The following is a 16,414-nucleotide window of genomic DNA, read 5'->3' on the forward strand; positions in this document are numbered from 1 at the left end:
AGCTCTGGTCCGCGGCCAACATCAAGGTCTACGGCGGCGGCGTCGCCGAAGCCGAATTCCTGGGCGAGCTCGCACAACTGGTGGGCGAATACCGCTACTCCAACACCACCCGCAGCAGCTCCAGGCAGGGCACCTCCTACAGCCACGACGACGACCGCAAGGAACGCACCCTGGACGTCTCCGACCTCGCAGCCCTCCCCCGAGGAAGAGCGGTCATGTTCGCCTCCGGCGCCCCCGCCGCGCTGCTGGAAACCGTTCCCTGGATGAGCGGCCCCCATGCCGAGGCCGTGCGGGCCTCCATCGCCGCCCACGACCCCGCCAAGCTCCCGACACCTGGCGCAGCCAACCGTTGGATCGCCGCCGGGGCCACCGATGAATAGAGGGCTCGGGGAGTGGGACGACGAACTTGAGGACACGGCAGCCCCTGCGGGCGCTAGCGGGGAGGGCGGGAACGCGCCTGAGCTGTTCTACCGGAACGTTGCCGAGTTCGTCAGCAACAAGCTGGCTGTGGCATACCGCCGCCAGCTCAACGCCCAAAGCGGAGTCACGTGGTGCCCGCAATGGTGGAAGCACGCCGAAGCCATCGGCCGACTCGAAGCCCTCTGGCGCTCCTGGGAGCACCTGCGTCTGGACGGCACCACCGGCATGAGCATCTGGTGGCGCGACCACGCAGACCACCACATGAACGTCCTGCTCTCCGCCGACGGGCCCTTCAAAGGCTGCAGCCCCGACGACGGCCACCGCACCAAGCTCGTCCCACTGCCCTGCGAGGAACCACCCGCCGGACTGTTCTAGAACCGGCGAGCGGGTAGAGCTGCCCGTGCTCTGGGGGGTCGCTGAGCTCTACAGCGAGCTATGCCGCAGGCCTGGCGAAGGCGCGCCAAAGCCGCTCATGGCCAGCAGACTCATGCGGAACACTACGGGAGCCAGGTTGGAGAACCGCCTTCGGCGAGCTCGCCCGCTCGGGGGTGTCCAAGCGTGATGTAGTGCGACCTGGGAGAGGCGGCATGCGCTGCACGGTGCGTGTTGATGCCGGCTGCAGTCGAGCTGGGGGATCGGCTAGGTCCTAGGGAACTGCCGCCGCGGCGAGGGCTGCAACCCTGGATTGGCAGCTTCCCGGACGTGTGTTCGGCGCCGCTCCAAGGCGCGCCATCTTGGAAGGACGTCGGTGAGACGGACGGACCCATGGAGGGACCCATCCTATTGACAAAGCTGTGAGCTGCATCGCACTATCGATGCATAGCGATTAGCGCCCTGCATAAAGATTCCAGTCCTGAAGGGGCAGCAGAGGTCGCAAGACCAGAAGGTCATCCAGACAAAGGAGACGCAGATGACTTCACGCAAGGCCGTCCGCATTGGGTGTGCAGCAGTGGCAGCAGCTCTTGCTGCCTTGTCCCTCGCCGCATGCGGGCAGGACAGCTCGGCTTCGTCGACCGGCGGGAAGAAGGTGATCGGGGTCTCGGTCGCTGACCAGAAGTCACTGTTCTACGTGGCCGAGGTCGCCGGCATCAAGGACGAGGCGAAGAAGCAGGGCTACGACGTGAACATCACCTCGGCCAACAACGACTCCTCTGCTCAGGTCAAGCAGGTCAACGACCTCCTGACCAAGCAGGTGGGCGCCCTCATCTTCACGCCGCAGGATTCCACTTCCGCGGCTGCGGGCGTGCGGGCTGCGAACAACGCGAATGTCCCGGTGGTCGCTGTCGACGAACGCCCCGATCCGGGTCAGGGCAAGCTGGCCACCTACATCGCAACGGACAGCGTGAAGGCGGCCTACAACCTGTGCACCTGGATGTTCAAGCAGATCGGCGATCAGGGCGACATCGCCATCCTGCACGGCGTGCTGGGGTCTACTGCGGAGATCCAGCGGACGCAGGGCTGCCAGAAGGCGCTCAAGGAGACTCCGGGCATCAAGGTCGTGGCGGAGGCGACGGCGAACTGGGACGAGACCCAGGCGTTCAGCGCGACGCAGAACATCCTGACCGCGCACCCGGAGATCAAGGCGGTGTTCGGGGAGAGCGACGCGATGGCACTGGGAGCGGCCAAGGCGGCCAAGCAGGCCGGCAAGAGCATCTTCTCGGTCGGCATCGACGGCTTCCCGACCATGTTCGACGGCATTGCCAGCGGCCTCACACAGGCGACCGAGGCGCAGCAGCCGTACAAGATGGGGCAGATGGCGGTCGACAATGCGATCGCCCTGATGAACGGCAAGGGCGCGGACATCCCCCAGGAGCAGTACCAGGACACGGTGCTGATCGACAAGGACACGGTCAAGGACCACAAGGTCGAGGAGTTCTACGGCCCGAACGCCCGGTCGGCCCAGTAGCGCTTTCCCGGGCACGCCCAGCGCGGCGCTTGAACCGATAGACCCTTCGGCGGAGGCATCATGATGAGCAGCGAAGCAGAGCGAGGCGGTCTGGCAGGCGCCGGACTCGTCAAGGCCTACAGCGGAGTGACGGTCCTGAAAGGGGTGGACTTCAGGGTCCTGCCCGGGACCGTGGTCGGCCTGGTGGGGGAGAACGGGGCAGGCAAGTCCACCCTCAGCTCCATCATCACCGGAGTCGTCAGGCCGGACGGCGGGAGCATGCGCCTCGACGGGGAGGAGTACTCCCCGTCGAGCCCGGCCGAAGCTCTCCGGCAGGGGGTCTCCCTCATCCATCAGGAGACCCGCCTCATCCAGGACCTATCGGTCGCGGAGAACATCTTCCTTGGCCGCCTGCCCAGGAACGGCGGCCGGGTCGACTGGGAGCGGGCCCGCCGGGACGCCAAGACGGTGCTGGACTCGCTGGGAGTCGAGCTGGATGTGCGGCGTCCGGTCCGCGGACTGTCGATGGCCACCCAGCAGGAGATCGAGATCGCCAAGGCACTGAGCCGCCGTCCGCGGTACGTCGTGTTCGACGAGCCCTCCGCCTCGCTGGGGGAATCCGAGACCGAGCATGTGCTGGAGCGGATCCGTGCACTGAGGGCCAGCGGCGCGGGCGTGGTCTACATCTCCCACCGTCTCGACGAGGTGCGGGAGGTGGCCGATGAGATCGTCTGCCTCAGGGACGGGTCCAGAGTCGCCTCCTGGCAGAGGGGGGATGTGCCCAAGGAGGCCATCATCAACGCGATGGTCGGCCGGGAGTTCACCTACGAGCACGTCCCCCCCGAGCCCCGACAGGACAGGACGGTGCTCGAGGTGCGGGGGCTGGGCCGGCGCGGGGCCTTCGAGGACATCAGCTTCGACGTTGCTGCAGGCGAGGTCCTCGGCATCGCGGGGCTCGTCGGGGCCGGACGGACCGAAGTCGTCCGGGCGATCGCAGGAGTGGACCGGCCGGATGCCGGGGAAGTCCTGCTCGAGGGAAGGACCCTTCCCTGCAGCAGCCCGAGTTCTGCCATCAGGGCCGGCATCGTCATGGTCCCCGAGGACCGCAAGGGCCAGGGACTGAACCTCGACCGTTCTGCCGAGGAGAACCTGACCCTTCCCTGGGAGCGGGAACTGGCCGGCGCCGGCCTGGTGACCAGGAGGCTGGTCCGGAAGGTCGCAGCCGCCCAGCGGCAGCGCCTCGACGTGCGCGGGAACATGGCCCTTCCCGTGAAGTCGATGTCGGGCGGGAACCAGCAGAAGATCCTCATCGGCAAATGGCTGGTCAAGGACCCGAAGGTCCTCATCGTCGACGAGCCCACCCGCGGCGTCGACGTCGGCGCCAAGATGGCCATCTACGAGATCATCCGGAAGCTGGCCGCATCCGGCATAGCGGTCATCGTCGTCTCCTCCGAACTCGACGAGGTCCTCGGCCTCTCGCACCGCGTCCTGGTCATGTCCCAAGGCCGCCAGCGAGGCATCCTCCACCGGGAAGAGGCGACCCCCCAGCGCGTCATGGAATTGGCCGTCCACTCGGCATCCGCGGATGCCTCGGCCCCGGTCGCACCCGACCTGTCCCCGGCGTCCCCCGCCCCCACCGTCCAGCGATAGAAAGAGCAGTCATGCGAACCACCACCCGCCACGGCGCTCACGAGACTCCGTCGGCCCCCGAGACGGAGCGGGCGGAAGAAGAGGCGAAGACACGGCAGGGCGCCGAGGCAAAGCCCGGTGCCGCGAGCATCCGAAACCGACTGGCCACAGCCGTGCGGGCCCTCCCCGGCCCCCTGTTGGGCCTGATCGTCGTGGTGATCGCCCTGTCGATCCTCTCCCCGTACTTCCTCACCTGGCACAACATCATGAACATCGTCACCCAGAACGCCGACCTCGGGATCATGGCAGTCGGTGCTGCCCTGGTGATCCTCATCGGCGGGATCGACCTCTCGGTCGGGTCCAACCTGGCGCTCTCGCTCATGGTGAACGCCTGGCTCTACCACGCCATCGGGCTGCCGTTCTGGCTCTGCATCCTGGCCGGCCTCGCAGTCGGGGGCGCCGTGGGCCTGGCCAACGGGATCCTCTCCACCTACGGGAGGATCCAGCCGTTCGTGGCCACCCTTGCCACCATGTCGGCCGCCGCCGGCCTGGCCCTCTACATCACCAACGGCAACCCGATCAACGACTTCCCAGACTGGTTCCTCGCGATTACGAGCACACAGGTCCTCGGGATCCCGCTCGAAGCGGTGATCATGGTCGCCATCTTCCTCGTTGCCGCGTTCTGGCTCCGGTTCCGGCCCTCCGGCCGCGCCCTCTACGCCGTCGGCGGCAACGCGGAGGTCGCCCGCCTGTCCGGGCTGAACGTCACGCGGATCAAGATCGGCGTGTACGTCATCGCCGGCCTACTCGCCGCTGTGGCCGGAATGATCGTCGGCTCCCGCCTCGACTCGGCACAGCCCACGGCGGGAACTGCCGACCTCCTGAACGTGATCGCCGTGGTGGTGATCGGGGGGGCGAGCCTCTCCGGCGGCTCGGGCGGGATGCTCAACACTTTCATCGGCCTCCTGATCATCGGAGTGCTGAACAACGGGATGGACCTGCTGAACGTCTCTCCGAACCTCCAGCCCGTCGTCATCGGGATCGCGATCATCGTCGCTGTGCTCACCGACCGGGCCAGCAGGACCCGTCAAGGCGCCTGACCCGCCCTCCACGCCATTCAGAGAGGACAGTCATGCCTTCGAAGACCTATGCCGTCGAACCGATCGAACCGCTCCTTAGAGCAGCCGACCCTGAGGGCAGCCTGGCTTCCTGTGGGATCGAGAGGCTGATCCTCGGACCGGAGGCCATCGCGGTCGTCGGGGAGACGGTCTCCGATCTCCTCGGGGGAGGGCGGCGCGGCCCCGCGGACGAAGAGGAACCGGCCGTGGCGCTGCTGGTCGACCCAGTCCGGATCAGCCGGAGGGGAGATGACGTCAAGGACCTCGTCGAAGGCCAGCTCGCGGCTCGTTTCGCGGTCTCCCGGAGCGTGCTCGACGACGGCCACTCCGAGCTCCACGTCGTGGACAGCATCCTCGAGGAGGCCACGGAGGCCGTCCGCGGCAAGGCCGCGGTCGTCGCCGTCGGCGGCGGCACCATCAGCGACATCGCGAAGGTCGCCGTCCAGCGCGCCTCACGCGACGGGCGGCCCCCGGTCCTGGTCACTGTCCAGACAGCGGCATCTGTGGACGGCTACACGGACGATGTGTCCGTCGTCCTGCGGGACGGGGTGAAGCGCACCGTCCCCTCGTGCTGGCCTGCGGCCGTCGTGGCCGACACCGATGTCATCGCCGAGGCCCCGGCGATGATGAACCGGGCCGGCTTCGGGGAGATGACCTCGATGCTCACCGCCCCCGCCGACTGGAGGCTTGCCTCCCTGGTCGGTGCAGACCGCTCCTACAACCCCAACGCAGTCCGACTCCTCGCGTCCGTCGCCCCGGATCTCGCAAGCTGCAGCGACGGGCTAAGAGAGGGGGACCCTGACGCGGTGGCCAGCCTCACGAGGGCCCTGGCACTCCGCGGGATCGTCACGGGGGTGGCGGGCACCAGCGCTGTCCTCTCCGGGGCAGAGCACCTGATCAGCCACATGCTCGACCAGTACCATGCCGGCCACGGCAAGCCGATAGGCCTCCACGGCGCCCAGGTCGGGGCAGGCGCTGTGGTCGCCGCCAGCGCGTGGGAGATGCTCTTCGACAGGCTCGCCGGCCGTGCCGCCGCGAGGATTCTGCCGATCGAGGAGGCGCTCGACCCGGAACGGGGCCGCAGGAGGGTCCTTGCCGCCTTCGAGCGGGTCGACTCCTCGCTCGGGGTGGCCGAGGAATGCTGGAGGGACTACTCGGCGAAGCTCGAGGCCATCGCCTGGGAATTCCACCGCGTGCGGGACCTCGTGGAGAACTGGGCAGAGCACCGCGACGAGCTCAGGAGCCTCGTTCGCCCGGCGGAGACCATCGCCGCCGCCCTCAGGCGCGCCGGGACCCCGGCCCGGCTCTCAGACCTGGGCCAGCATGTAGATCCAGAGCTCGCGAGGTGGGCCGTGGCGAACTGCGCCCTCATGCGCAACCGGTTCACCGTCGTCGACCTCCTCGGCCTCCTGGGATGGTGGGAGCAGTCCGACGTCGACGAGGTCTTGGAACGGTCGGCTCGGGCAGCCGCGGGCAGGGGGGAGTGAGCGATGCTCCGCGATTGCGTCATCGGGATCGACTGCTCCACCACGGCCGCGAAGGCAGTCGTCTGGAACGCCCAGGGCGGAGTCCTCTCGCAGGTCCGGAGGCCCTTCGACCTCAGCCAGCCACGCCCCGGATGGGGGGAGCAGAACGCGGAGGACTGGTGGACTGCGACCGCGGAAGCCATCCGTCGGGCGGTCCAGACGGTCGACTCGTCGCGGATCGGGGCGCTGTGCGTCACGCATCAGCGAGAGAGCTTCGTCTGTGTCGACGAGGGCGGCGTTCCCATCCGCCCGGCCATGCTGTGGCTGGACACCCGGGCCACCGAGGAGGTGGCCGGATACGGCACGGAGGAGGTGCACCGCATCACCGGCAAGCCGCCCAACCCCACCCCGGCCTGGTACAAGCTGCTCTGGCTTGCCAAGCATGAGCCGGAGACGCTGGCCCGGATCGGCCGCGTGGTCGACGTGCACGGGTTCCTGGTCCACCGCCTGACCGGCCAGTGGCTCACCTCCTGGGCCTCGGCGGATCCCCTCGGGCTGGTCGACATGTCCACTTTCGACTACGACGAGTCCCTCCTGGAGGCCGCGGGAATCGGGCGCAGCAACCTCAGCGAGCTGCGCCCTCCAGGGAGCATCCTGGGATACCTCGCCGATGACGTCGCAGTGCGCCTCGGCCTTCCGGCGGGGGTTGCGGTCGTGGCGGGAGCGGGCGACGGCCAGTGCGCCCAGCTCGGCAGCGGCGGGACCATCGGGGGCCGGGCCTACCTGAACCTGGGCAGCGGCATCGTCTCCGGGACCTACGCCGACCACTACTCCTACGCCCGCGAGTATCGCACCCTCTCGGCCGCTGTTCCCGGAGCCTACACGCTCGAGACCTTCATCGGCGGGGGCACCGTGAACCTGAAATGGTTCGTGGAGAACTTCGCGGGAATCGACGCGCGTCTGCTCGGGCTCGACCTGACCCCCGAGCAGGTTCTGGAGGCGGCCGCAGCCCAGCTTCCCCCGGGGGCGGAGGGCCTGCTGGCGCTGCCCTACTGGACCGGAGCCTTGACGCCCTACTGGGACCACAACGCCCGCGGCATCCTGCTGGGGCTTACCGGCGTCCACGGCAAGGCCCACGTCTACCGGGCCCTCCTGGAGGGCCTGGCCTTCGAGCAGCGCCTGCTCACCACGGGGGCGGAGAGGGCTCAGGGCCAGCCCCTGGCGGAGATCGTCGCGCTCGGCGGCGGCTCTCGCAGCCCCCTCTGGTGCCAGATCCTCGCCGACGTCATGCAGCGGACCGTCTCGGTCGTCCGCGAACCGGAGAGCACCTGTCTCGGTGCGGGCATGCTTGCCGCTGCCGCCATCGGAATCCATGGCTCGATCGAGTCCGCCGCGAAGGCCATGAGCGGCACCGGCACCTCCTACGAGCCGCAGGGCGGGCCGGCGGCAGCGTACGAGAGGCTGTACGCCGTCTACCGCGATGTCTACGGCGCCAACCGCGAGATCTTCGCCCGGCTCGCGGAGGCGACGCGATGACCAGTACAGCACCCGGCCAGCTTGCACCCGCGCCGCTGCGGGCGTACGGGGGGTACCTCTTCGACCTCGACGGAACGATCTACCTCGGGGACAGCCTCCTTCCAGGGGCCTATGAGCTCGTCACCGGATTGCGCCGCTCCGGACGCGAGACCCTCTTCCTGTCGAACAACCCCACCCGGGACCCCCAGATGTACGCCGACAAGCTCACCCGGCTCGGACTGCCGACCCCGGTGGACCGCATCGTGAACCCGGTGGTCACCATGGTCGCCTGGCTGCGCGCCGAGGCGCCGGACGCGGCGGTCTTCGTGATCGGCGAAGAGCCGCTCATCAGGGCGATCCGTGCCGCGGGGATCCGCACCAGCGAAGACCCCCGCGAGATCGACGTCGTGATCGCCAGCTACGATCGGAGCTTCGACTACCGCAAGCTGCAGATCGCCTTCGACGCCCTGTGGCAGTACCGGCGCGCGAGGCTGGTGGCCACCAACCCCGACGCCTACTGCCCGATGCCCGAGGGGCGCGGGGAGCCGGACGCGGCTGCTGTGATAGCAGCGATCGAGGCCAGCACGGGCATCAGATGCGAGGCCAACGTCGGCAAGCCTGCCCCGGTCATGCTGCGGACTGCCCTTGACGTGCTCGGCCTGCCCGGACCGGAGTGCCTCATGGTAGGCGACCGGCTCCACACCGACATCGCCATGGCAGCCGACGCCGGCATCGACTCGGCGCTCGTCCTGACGGGGGAGAGCACCGCAGAAATGGCAGCACAGCTTCCTCCCGAGCGCAGGCCGACGTTCGTCCTGCCCAGGATCGATGCCCTCCTAAGCCCCTTCACCGGCGCCTAGGCTCCCGGCACGAAGGCGGGACCGCCCTTGCCAGCCCACACCCACACCCGTAGAATAAATTTCGATTCGGCAGACGAATATTTATCCGAAAGGAAGTCTGATGGACCTTTCACCGGAGACCCTGCTGGAGATGCAGCGCCGCATGCTGCGGATCCGGCGCTTCGACGAGCGGGCCTCGCTGATGGTCAAGCGGGGCTACATCCCCGGCACGGTGCACACGAGCATCGGCCAGGAGGCCCAGGTCGTCGGGGCGTGCATGGCGCTCGAGGACGGGGACTACATGACCGGGAACCACCGCAGCCACGGCCACCCGATCGGGAAGGGCTCCCCCCTGGGCCCGTTGATGGCCGAGCTCGTGGGCAAGGCGACCGGAGTGTGCGGGGGCAAGGGAGGGTCCCTGCATCTGGCGGACTTCGCCGTCGGGAGCCTGGGGGAGTCCGGCATCGTCGGCTCCTCGATCCCGATCGCCACGGGGGCCGGCCTCTCGAGCAAGGTCCTGGGCAACGGCCGGGTCTCCCTGGCCTTCTTCGGCGACGGCGCCGCCAATCAGGGGTGCCTCTACGAGGCGATGAACCTGGCGGGGGTGTGGGACCTTCCCGTGGTGTTCCTCTGCGAGAACAACCAGTACGCCCTCTCCACCCCGGCCCACACGGTCACCTCGGGCGTGATCGCCGAGCGCGCCGCCGGCTTCGGGATGCCCGGGGTACGGGTCGAGGACGGCCAGGACGTCCTGGCGGTCCACGAGGCGACCGCCGCCGCGGTCGACCGCGCCCGCCGGGGCGATGGCCCCACCCTCGTGGAGGTCGTGACCTACCGGTTCAACGAGCATTCCGAGGGCCTGCGCCTCGGAACCGACTACCGGGACAAGGGGGAGCGGGCCGCGTGGATGGAGCGCGACCCGATCGTCCTGTTCCGCCAGCGGCTGATCGAGCAGGGCACGGCGACGGCCGAGCAGCTCGATGGGCTCGAGGCCGAGGTCCTGAAGGAAGTCGACGACGCCGTCGAGTTCACCGACCGCAGCCCGTACCCCGACCCGAGCGTCGCGTTCAAAGACCTCTACACCGAACCGATCGGAGCGCTGTCATGACCGTCATGAGCTATCTCGGAGCCATCGGCGCCGCCCAGCGGGAGGCCATGGAGGCCGACCCCCGGGTCGTGATCATCGGCGAAGACGTCGAAGCCAATGTCTACGGCACCACCGGGGCAGGCAAGTCGCGCAAGGACAAGGGCGACTTCCTCGAGCTCTTCGGCAGCAACCGCATCCGCAACACCCCGATCTCGGAGGAGGTCATCGTCGGTGCGGCCGCCGGTGCCGCCATGACGGGGCTGCGCCCGATCGTGGACCTCTCCTACTCGAGCTTCCTCTACATGGCGATGGACCAGTTCGTGAACCAGGTGGCCAAGAACCGGTACATGTTCGGCGGCCAGGCGTCCATGCCGGTCGTCTTCCGCTCGGCCATGTTCTACGGGCTCAACACGGGGGCCCACCACTCCGACCGGCCCTACCCGATGTTCATGAACGTCCCGGGCCTGAAGATCGTGGTCCCCTCCAACCCCTACGACGCCAAGGGCCTGCTGCGGACCGCGGTCGACTCCGACGACCCGGTCCTGACCTTCGAAGCCTGCCTGCTCTGGGGCACCAAGGGCGAGGTCCCCGAAGAGGAGTACCGCATTCCCTTCGGGCAGGCCCGCATCGCCAGGGGAGGGGACGACGTTACCGTCGTCGCGATCTCAAGCGCCGTCCCCGAAGCGCTCGCCGCCGCGGAGTCGCTGGCGGGAGAGGGGCTGTCCGTCGAGGTGATCGATCCGCGCACGCTGGTCCCATTCGACGCAGAGGCCGTCATCCGCTCGGTCCAGCGCACCGGGCGCCTCGTCGTCGCCGACCCCGCGCACCGGACGTGTTCGGCGGCCGCTGAGATCTCCGCCATCGTCGCCGAGGAGGCGTTCGAGTCCCTCCGCGCCCCGATCGTGCGCGTGACCACCCCGGACACGCAGATCCCGTTCAGCCCTGCGCTGGAGAAGCAGCTCTACCCGAACCGGGACAGCATCGCCGACGCCGTCCGCCGTGTCACCGGAACCAGGGCGGGGACCCTCTCGGAGGCCGCCCGCCTCACCTCGCCCGCCCCGCACCTCTGAGAAGACAACCCAGAAACACCGTTAGAAGGAGAAGAAATTGGCACGAGTCGAAGTCCTGCTGCCCCAGTGGGGGATGGGCATGAGCGAAGGCACCGTCGCGACCTGGCTGAAGAACGTCGGGGACACAGTGGCCGAGGACGAGCCGCTGGCCGAGGTCGAGGCGGAGAAGGTCGAGGAGACCCTCGAATCGCCCGCGTCCGGCGTGCTCGCCGAGATCGTCGTCCCGGAGGGCGAGACCGCCGAGGTCCGCGCCGTCCTGGCCTACATCGAGACCGCCTGACGGACCGAAGCGCGAAGGGGAGAGCACGATGCCACAGGTCGATCCGCGCCGGATCGTCGCAGACGCCGCAGAGGGCGGCTACGCGGTGGGCGCATTCAACATGCACAACGAGGAAACCACCGAGGCGCTCGTCAGGGCCGCCGAACGGGCCAAGGCCCCCGTATTCCTCCAGGTGGGACGCGCCATCGTCCCGCACATGGGCCTGAAGAAGGCCTACGACATGACCCGGCGGATCGCCGAGGAATCCGACGCCGACTATGTGATCCACCTCGACCACGGGCCCTGGGAGGAGGTATTCGAGGCCATCAGGCTCGGTTTCGCCTCCATCATGTACGACGGAGCGCACCTGCCGTTCGAGGAGAACATCCGCACCACCCGCAAGGTCGTCGAGGTCGCACACGCCTTCGGGATCCCCGTCGAGGCCGAGCTGGGCAAGATCCCCAATGCCGACGAGCAGGTCGACTGGTCCTCCTACTACACCGATGTGGCGGAGGCCGAGCGGTTCGTGTCCGAGACCGGCATCGACTTCCTGGCCATCTCCGTCGGGATCGTCCACGGCGTGCCCTTGGCCAAGCCCCAGCCGCTGGACATCCAGCGCGTGAAGGAGATCGAGGCCGCCGTCGGCATCCCCCTCGTCCTCCACGGCGCCTCGGGCGTCCCCGACAACGAGATCCTCGCCGCCATGGCGGCAGGAGTCCACAAGTTCAACGCCGACACCGACCTCCGGCTGGCCTTCCGGTCCGGGATCGAGGCCACGTGGGCGCAGGGCGACCGCCAGCTCGAGGACGCCATGGCCGAAGGCCGGGAGCGCATGATCGCGGCCACAGTGAAGAAGATGGAGCTCTTCGGGTGCGCCGGCAAGGCCAAGGGGCTGGCGGCGGGGAAGAAATGACCTCCGCCCCAGTGCAGGACGACGCGGTCACCACCCCGCTCAAGGGAATCCGGCGCACCGCCGCCCGGCGGATGGTCGCGGCCTGGGAGGCCCCGGTCTTCCACCTCGCCGTCGAGGCGGACATGGGCGCGGCGCTGACGGTGAAGGGGCGCATCCCCGGTGCGACCGTGACGGACGCCATCCTCGCCGCCTGCGCCCGGGCCCTGGGCGAGCACCCGGCCCTCAACGCCCACTACGGCGACGAGGCGGTCACCACCTTCGGCAGCGTCAACCTCGGCATGGCCGTGGACACGGGTGCGGGCCTTGTCGTCCCCGTCATCACGGACGCCGGCAGCCTGGACATGCTGGGGATCGCGGCAGCACGGAGGGACCTCGCCACACGTGCCAGGGAAGGCCGCCTCTCGATGGCGGACGTCTCCGGGGGCACCTTCACCGTGTCGAATCTGGGGATGATGGGCATCGACTACTTCGACGCGATCCTCAACGTCCCACAGGTCGCCATCCTCGCGGTCGGAGCCACCCGGCAGGAGTGCGCCGGGGACGACGACGGAGCCGTGTCCTGGCGGCAGCGCGCCAGGCTCACCCTCACCTGCGACCACCGCGCCGTGGACGGCGCCACCGGCGCCCGCTTCCTGACCAGCATCAGGGAACACCTCGAGGCAGTCTGACCAGGCAGAAGCCATGGAAGCGCGATGCGCGCGCCCACGAGCCTTCGCGGCCTCCTGGGCACCATGGCATCCGCCGACGCCGGCCAGCGTTGCCGGAAGCGGCGCCCGCCAGGAGGAGAGTCCCCTCCGCCCACGCTGCGGGCGCCTGAACTCCGGCGGTCCCTCGCTCCTCCAGTGGCCGCTGCACGCGCTCGTCAAGCCGAGCGGGCTGCGGGGCAGGCTCCATCGGATCAGCCCCGGACGGTCGCCTTCTTCGCAGTAGGCGTCCTCTCCGACTCCGCCCCGGGGGTGGCCAGGAGGAACTCCGCGGTGGCGGCGTCGGTCACGAGGGTGTCCACCCAGCCTCCGCGCAGCGCGGCCCGGATGGCCTCGTGCTTCCTCCTGCCGCCGGCCACCGCCCAGCGGTGACGTGCATTCCTGAGCTGGCCGAGGGTGATTCCGACGACGAGGTCCTCGAGGCCGGAGTCGATCGGGCTGCCGTCGGCGTCGAGGAAGTGCAGGCAGACCTCGCCCACGGCGCCGAGCTCGCGGACGCGCGCGTACTGCTCGTCGGTGAAGAAATTCTCCCCGGAGCGCAGCTGCGGGTCCATCTCTGCTGCTGCGATGCCGACGAGGGCGAGGTCTACCGAGTCCAGCATCTCGAGGGCGCGCCGCGCGTAGGGGTCCCGGTCCAGGAGGAGCTCTTTCATCTCCAGGGTGGGCACCACCCCGGGAGTGCGGAGGAAGACCGGCTGGCCCCCCGTGAGCGAGGCGAACTGCTGTGTCGAGCGGGCCGACTCGTGCTGCAGGTCGGGCGGCCCGAGGTCGCCGAGGGTCTCGACGACGTTCTCGCACCGGGTGCGCAAGGGCAGCAGGGCCTCCACCATGAGCCGGAGGGTCTTGCTCCACGAGGTGAAGGCTATGGTGCGGACCTCGAAGGCCAGGTCGTAGAGGAGGTAGGCCATGGTGTGGGCGAGGTCCTTGGTCAGCTCCGGCTCCTCGTGGCTGACGGCGTCCACGACATGGACTTCGCTGAGCCCGTACCGGGCCTCGATCTGCTCTTCCATCTCGGCGTGGATGTGCTGCGGCACCGCCACGACCGTCCGGACGATCGACGCCTCCTCGGCCTGGGCCAGGAGCCTGGAGACACGGGACTGGGAGATCTGCAGCCGCTTGGCGATGTCCGTCTGGCGCATCCCGTGCGTGTGGTACAGCCTCGCCACTTTGACCATGAGCCGCTGGGTGTCGACATCTGCCATCGGTATCAGCTCCTTGAAGTGCTCGCTCCGGCTGCCCGGAGGATGGTCCGAGGCCTCTCGGGCGAGGCGGAGTTCGGGTCGTTGCAGACCGGCCCTTGACAGGAGAGGGGCCTCGTCGGAGACTCATAAATGTCCATGCGCTGCACAAATATTTATTCTAAAGCATGTTCCCACAGGAGGGAAGCCGCAATGGAGGAGCTGAGCATCCCCTACGACCTCATCGTCGTCGGGGCCGGCATCAACGGACTCGGAATCGCCCGCGACGCAGCCGTCCGCGGACTCCGGGTCCTCCTGCTGGAACAGGATGACATCTGCAGCGGCGTCTCGGCATGGTCCGGGCGCCTGGTCCACGGGGGCCTGCGGTACCTGGAGCACCGCGATTTCGCCCTCGTCCGCGAGTCGCTGCGAGAGCGCGAACTCCTGTTCCGCCTCGCCCCGCATCTGGTCAAGCCGCTCCGGCTCATCATGCCAATGTACGCCCACAGCAGGCGCCCGGCGTGGCTGATCCGGATCGGGATGCTCGTCTACGACGCCCTCTCCTTCGACAAGAAGACTCCGGGCCACGAAGTCCTGAGCGAGGACGGGACACTGCGCCGGTTCCCCGGCATCGCCCCGGCAGGCCTGCGCGGGTCGGTCGTGTTCACCGACGGGCAGGTCGAGTACGCCGAGAGGCTCTGCACCGAGGTGGCCGTCGCTGCCGCAGGGGCAGGGGCGGTGATCAGGACCAAGGCCCGCGTCGAGGAGCCGGTCCTCGCAGCCGGGCGCGTCACCGGCGTCCGCTTCCGGGACATGCCCACCGGAGAGATGCACGACGTCCACGCCCCTGTCGTCCTCAACGTGGCCGGCCCCTGGATCGACCGCGTGTTCCGTCGCGGCGCTCCCGCGCAGCCGCGGCTCAACGGCGGCACGAAGGGCAGCCACCTCGTCGTCGATCCCTTCCCCGGCGCACCGGCCGACGTCGTGTACTACGAGTCGAAGAAGGACGGCAGGCTCGTCCTCGTCATCCCCTGGATGGGCCGCTACCTCATCGGCACCACCGACCTCCGCTTCGACGAGGACCCCGGGGAGGCCCGGTGCGACACCGAGGAGATGGAGTACCTCCTCGCCGAAGTCAATGAGCTGATTCCGCAGGCGCACCTGAGACCGGAGGACGTGCTGTTCACCTACTCGGGGGTCCGGCCCCTGCCCTATGCGCCCGATGTGGAGGAATGGGAGGTCCCCCGGAGCCACGTGCTCCACGACCACGCCCCGGACCTCCCCGGACTCATCACCGTGGTCGGCGGGAAGCTCACAACCTACCGCCAGCTCGCCGAGGACGCCGTCGACGACGTCTTCAGGCGCCTCGGGCGCAGGAGCCCCAAGTGCGTCACCGCGAGCCTGCCCCTTCCCGGCGCGGCCGGCGACGCCGAGGAGGCCCGGACCTACCTCCTCGGGCGTGGACTGTCCGGGAAGACCGCCGGGAGGCTCCTTGCCCTGTACGGCAGCAGGGCCGTCGATGTCCTGGCCGAAGCCGACGACGATCCCAGCCTGGCGGAGGTTCTGCACCAGGGGACGGGGGCGATCGCTGCAGAACTGGTGTTCGCCGTCCGGCACGAGTTCGCCAGGACGCTCACCGACGTCCTCGCCCGCCGCATGCTGCTGGCCTTCGAACCCGACCACGGCAACGCGGTCGCTGAAGCCGCCGCCGAGATCCTGGGGGCCCGCCTGGGGTGGGATGCCCAGCGGCAGGGGTCTGAAGTTGCCGAATACCGCCAGTGGCTGACCCGGCTCGCCGTACCCGGCCGCGCCCCGGCCGCCCGGAGCGACTCCCTCGAAGGCTCCCAGCAATGACGCCACGCTACGTCATGGCCCTCGACGAAGGGTCCACGAGCGCCCGCGCCGTGCTGGTCAGCCTCGAGGGCCAGATCGTCTCGGAGGCCAGGAACCCGGTCACGCCGACGTTCCCCAGGCCGCGCTGGGTCGAACTCGATCCCGTGGCCCTGTGGCAGGCCCAGCGTCAGAGCATGGAGACGGCCATGGCCAAGGCGGGGGCCACCACCGACGACATCGCAGCGATCGGCATCACGACCCACCGCGAGACCTGCCTCGTCTGGGACCGCCGCACCGGTGAGCCGGTCCACCCCGCCCTGATGTGGATGTCCAAGCAGACCGACCAGATCGTCCAGCGTTGGCGCCTCGACGGGCTCGACGCCGAGTTCAGGACAAGGACGGGCCTGTTCAACGACTCGTTCTTCACCGCAGCGAAGCTCGCTTGGATCCTCGAGAACGTCCCCGGCGTCCGCGAGCGGGCCGAGCGCGGCGAGCTCG

General features: G+C 69.0%; 16 protein-coding genes. 15 read left to right on the forward strand and 1 reads right to left on the reverse strand.

Features of this window, described 5'->3' with window-relative positions; translation table 11 throughout:
* The 13 genes from V7053_RS13270 to V7053_RS13330 form a co-directional block, all read left to right on the forward strand.
* Positions 1-380: TraM recognition domain-containing protein (locus tag V7053_RS13270; RefSeq protein WP_334172746.1), on the forward strand; the 380-nt coding region annotated here is incomplete at its 5' end.
* Positions 373-795 (forward strand): DUF4913 domain-containing protein, encoded by a 423-nt coding sequence (locus V7053_RS13275; protein WP_334172747.1) that lies wholly within the window; start codon positions 373-375, stop codon positions 793-795. The genes V7053_RS13270 and V7053_RS13275, both read left to right, overlap by 8 nt.
* 535 nt (positions 796-1,330) lie before the next feature.
* Positions 1,331-2,326 (forward strand): substrate-binding domain-containing protein, encoded by a 996-nt coding sequence (locus V7053_RS13280; RefSeq protein ID WP_334172748.1) that lies wholly within the window; start codon positions 1,331-1,333, stop codon positions 2,324-2,326.
* A gap of 63 nt (positions 2,327-2,389) precedes the next feature.
* Positions 2,390-3,955 (forward strand): sugar ABC transporter ATP-binding protein, encoded by a 1,566-nt coding sequence (locus tag V7053_RS13285; RefSeq protein ID WP_334172749.1) that lies wholly within the window; start codon positions 2,390-2,392, stop codon positions 3,953-3,955.
* An 11-nt stretch (positions 3,956-3,966) separates the two neighbouring features.
* A complete protein-coding gene (locus V7053_RS13290) occupies positions 3,967-5,034 on the forward strand; it encodes an ABC transporter permease (RefSeq protein ID WP_334172750.1) in 1,068 nt (355 codons plus the stop codon).
* A 32-nt stretch (positions 5,035-5,066) separates the two neighbouring features.
* On the forward strand, positions 5,067-6,539 hold the full coding sequence (locus tag V7053_RS13295; protein ID WP_334172751.1) for an iron-containing alcohol dehydrogenase: 1,473 nt from the start codon (positions 5,067-5,069) through the stop codon (positions 6,537-6,539).
* A gap of 3 nt (positions 6,540-6,542) precedes the next feature.
* Positions 6,543-8,054, forward strand: a complete 1,512-nt coding sequence (locus V7053_RS13300; RefSeq protein WP_334172752.1) for a xylulokinase — start codon at positions 6,543-6,545, stop codon at positions 8,052-8,054.
* Positions 8,051-8,893, forward strand: a complete 843-nt coding sequence (locus tag V7053_RS13305) for an HAD-IIA family hydrolase (RefSeq protein ID WP_334172753.1) — start codon at positions 8,051-8,053, stop codon at positions 8,891-8,893. Before V7053_RS13300 ends, V7053_RS13305 begins: the two co-directional genes overlap by 4 nt.
* Before the next feature lie 100 nt (positions 8,894-8,993).
* Positions 8,994-9,980: a thiamine pyrophosphate-dependent dehydrogenase E1 component subunit alpha gene (locus tag V7053_RS13310; RefSeq protein ID WP_334172754.1), complete on the forward strand. Its 987-nt coding sequence runs from the start codon at positions 8,994-8,996 to the stop codon at positions 9,978-9,980.
* Complete coding sequence (locus tag V7053_RS13315; RefSeq protein ID WP_334172755.1) at positions 9,977-11,029, forward strand: alpha-ketoacid dehydrogenase subunit beta; 1,053 nt, start codon at positions 9,977-9,979, stop codon at positions 11,027-11,029. The genes V7053_RS13310 and V7053_RS13315 overlap by 4 nt, the downstream gene beginning before the upstream one ends.
* A gap of 37 nt (positions 11,030-11,066) precedes the next feature.
* Complete coding sequence (locus V7053_RS13320) at positions 11,067-11,309, forward strand: lipoyl domain-containing protein (protein ID WP_334172756.1); 243 nt, start codon at positions 11,067-11,069, stop codon at positions 11,307-11,309.
* A gap of 28 nt (positions 11,310-11,337) precedes the next feature.
* Positions 11,338-12,201 carry a class II fructose-bisphosphate aldolase gene (locus tag V7053_RS13325; protein ID WP_334172757.1) on the forward strand — a complete coding sequence of 288 codons (864 nt, stop codon included), beginning with the start codon at positions 11,338-11,340 and terminating at the stop codon, positions 12,199-12,201.
* A complete protein-coding gene (locus V7053_RS13330; protein WP_334172758.1) occupies positions 12,198-12,869 on the forward strand; it encodes a 2-oxo acid dehydrogenase subunit E2 in 672 nt (223 codons plus the stop codon). The genes V7053_RS13325 and V7053_RS13330 overlap by 4 nt, the downstream gene beginning before the upstream one ends.
* A 230-nt stretch (positions 12,870-13,099) precedes the next feature.
* On the opposite strand, the gene V7053_RS13335 is transcribed toward V7053_RS13330, so the two are convergent.
* Complete coding sequence (locus V7053_RS13335; RefSeq protein ID WP_334172759.1) at positions 13,100-14,107, reverse strand: sugar-binding transcriptional regulator; 1,008 nt, start codon at positions 14,105-14,107, stop codon at positions 13,100-13,102.
* Positions 14,108-14,296: 189 nt separating this feature from the next.
* Here V7053_RS13335 and glpD point away from each other — a divergent pair, with 189 nt between their 5' ends.
* Positions 14,297-15,937 carry a glycerol-3-phosphate dehydrogenase gene (glpD, locus tag V7053_RS13340; RefSeq protein ID WP_334172760.1) on the forward strand — a complete coding sequence of 547 codons (1,641 nt, stop codon included), beginning with the start codon at positions 14,297-14,299 and terminating at the stop codon, positions 15,935-15,937.
* A partial coding sequence (locus tag V7053_RS13345) for an FGGY family carbohydrate kinase (RefSeq protein WP_334172761.1) occupies positions 15,934-16,414 on the forward strand: 481 nt, incomplete at its 3' end. The genes glpD and V7053_RS13345, both read left to right, overlap by 4 nt.

This window comes from Sinomonas sp. (assembly GCF_036848755.1).
Lineage (GTDB): Bacteria > Actinomycetota > Actinomycetes > Actinomycetales > Micrococcaceae > Sinomonas.